The following is a 260-nucleotide window of genomic DNA, read 5'->3' as shown; positions in this document are numbered from 1 at the left end:
TCCTGTTGCGCCACTGCACCCCAACCTCCTTCAAAGGATAGATGCAAAAATTATCCAGTGGCTGGTTGAATTGTTTTATTGAAAAAATTTAAGTCGGAATCAAACCTAAAATTTTTGATAATTTGAAATCTTCATTGAGCTACGCCCAACCTGCTTACCCATTTACTTACCTTCTTTTTTAAAGGTTACATCATGAGATTTTTTATCATATCTATAATCCTGTTTTTTTCATCCGGCTTTTGCATCGCCCAGGAAATTCA

The sequence above is a fragment of the Neisseria sp. HMSC065D04 genome (assembly GCF_001815675.1).
Taxonomy (GTDB): Bacteria; Pseudomonadota; Gammaproteobacteria; order Burkholderiales; family Neisseriaceae; genus Neisseria.
The sequence above is the reverse complement of the archived record's forward strand: the minus strand, read 5'-3'. Positions refer to the sequence as shown.